Source organism: Nocardia cerradoensis NBRC 101014 (genome assembly GCF_000308535.1).
Lineage (GTDB): Bacteria > Actinomycetota > Actinomycetes > Mycobacteriales > Mycobacteriaceae > Nocardia > Nocardia cerradoensis.
Genome location: NZ_BAFW01000296.1, coordinates 1 through 1,493, shown reverse-complemented (window position 1 = coordinate 1,493; position 1,493 = coordinate 1). Strand labels below are relative to the sequence as shown.

The following is a 1,493-nucleotide window of genomic DNA, read 5'->3' as shown; positions in this document are numbered from 1 at the left end:
GACTATGTCGTGCACGGATGGGATGTGGCCCGCGCGATCGATCTGCCCTACGACCTGGATCCGGAACTGGCCGGGCCGGCGCTGCGGATCGCCGAGGCGGTGCCCGATGGGGACTTCCGGCTGCAGCCCGGTTCGGCGTTCGCGCCCGCGGTGCCCACTGGCGAGACCTCCGATCCGCTCGCCCGGATCCTCGGTCTGCTGGGCCGTTCGCCGTCCTGGCCGGCAGAAGCGAAATAACCACTCGCACAAGCGAATCGCACATTGCGGCGTCCGTGCTTTCGGCGGCGCCGGCGAAGTCGGCCGGACCGTGACGGAAGCGGATCGGTGAGGACGTATCTTGTTCGGCATGGCGGATGCGCAGCGACCCGATCTGGCGGCGATGATCGTGCCGCTCGGACGTGCCCTGATGGCGGCCGAGCGGCCGGTACTCGAATCGCACGGGCTGACCATGTGGGCGTATTCGGTGCTGCTGGCACTGGGCCGGGGGCCGGCGCGCGGGCAGGGGGTGCTCGCGGAGGAGATCGGTGCCGACAAGACCCGCATCATCGCCGTCCTCGACGATCTCCAGGAGCGCGGCCTGATCGAGCGCTATCCGGATCCGGCCGACCGGCGGGCCCGGCTGCTGGCGGTGACCGCGGCGGGGCGGGCCCTGGCGCAGGCGGCGCAGTCCGATATCCAGTCCAAGGAGGAAGAGCTGCTCGGCCGCTTGGACGCGGCGGACCGGACCGGATTCCTCAACGCGCTGATGGTGCTGGCGGCGGTTCCGCGCGCGGCCATCGTGGGCGCGGGCGCGGATCCGCAGTAGAAGTATCGAGTTGTTGCGGTAATGGGTGAATCTGCTGGTCGGAGGCGGTGACGACCGGTTGCCCCGTCGCGCCCGTTGCCGAAGATCGCCGTTGATCTCCCGTGGTTCGCCGTTGAACCTTTTCTCCGATGCTTGCTCATCGCCGGCGGTGCCGGCCCTGTTACCGCGCTCTCACTTACTACGACGGCGGGGGAAACGGATATTCATCGGCGCCGGATCGCGCAGTTGGACGCGTTCGCGAGGTGCGGCCACGATGACGGCCGCGGCGAGTGCCGGCAGCAGTGCGGCGGCGATCAGGCTGAGCGCGAAGTTGGCGCCGCTCATCTGTTCCGGCTTGTGTGCGGCGTGGTAGACGAGATGGGGGATTCCGAAGACCAGCCAGCCGATTCCGGCGACCCGGGCCACCACACTGTCGCGGTAGTACAGTGCCGCGAGGCTGAGCGCGCCGAAGCCGAGGAAGAACGCCCCGACGTCGGTGGCCAGGTGGTGGTTGTACGGGCCGTCCATCGCGACCCAGTTCAGCCCGAAGCCCGGGAAGCTGCGAAACCACGGTTCGGGCAGCAGCACCGCCCAGAGACCGACCACGATCCCGTTGATCGCCAACAGCCACAACGAGATTCTGGTGATCAGCCGGCGGCGACGGTTGGCGTCCAGACGCATGCGCACCTGGACCCCCTCGCCCGTGCCG

The 1,493-nt window shown here is 69.1% G+C and carries 3 protein-coding genes; 2 read left to right on the top strand and 1 reads right to left on the bottom strand.

Annotated features, from left to right (window positions below; all coding sequences use genetic code 11):
* Both ON23_RS28035 and ON23_RS28030 read left to right on the top strand, forming a co-directional pair.
* The coding region (locus tag ON23_RS28035; RefSeq protein ID WP_039781907.1) for a hypothetical protein at nucleotides 1-237 on the top strand (237 nt) is incomplete at its 5' end.
* A 109-nt stretch (nucleotides 238-346) separates the two neighbouring features.
* Complete coding sequence (locus tag ON23_RS28030) at nucleotides 347-805, top strand: MarR family winged helix-turn-helix transcriptional regulator (RefSeq protein WP_039781906.1); 459 nt, start codon at nucleotides 347-349, stop codon at nucleotides 803-805.
* Between the two features lie 171 nt (nucleotides 806-976).
* Here ON23_RS28030 and ON23_RS36185 read toward each other — a convergent pair.
* On the bottom strand, nucleotides 977-1,493 hold a 517-nt coding region (locus tag ON23_RS36185), incomplete at its 5' end, for a hypothetical protein (protein ID WP_245556156.1).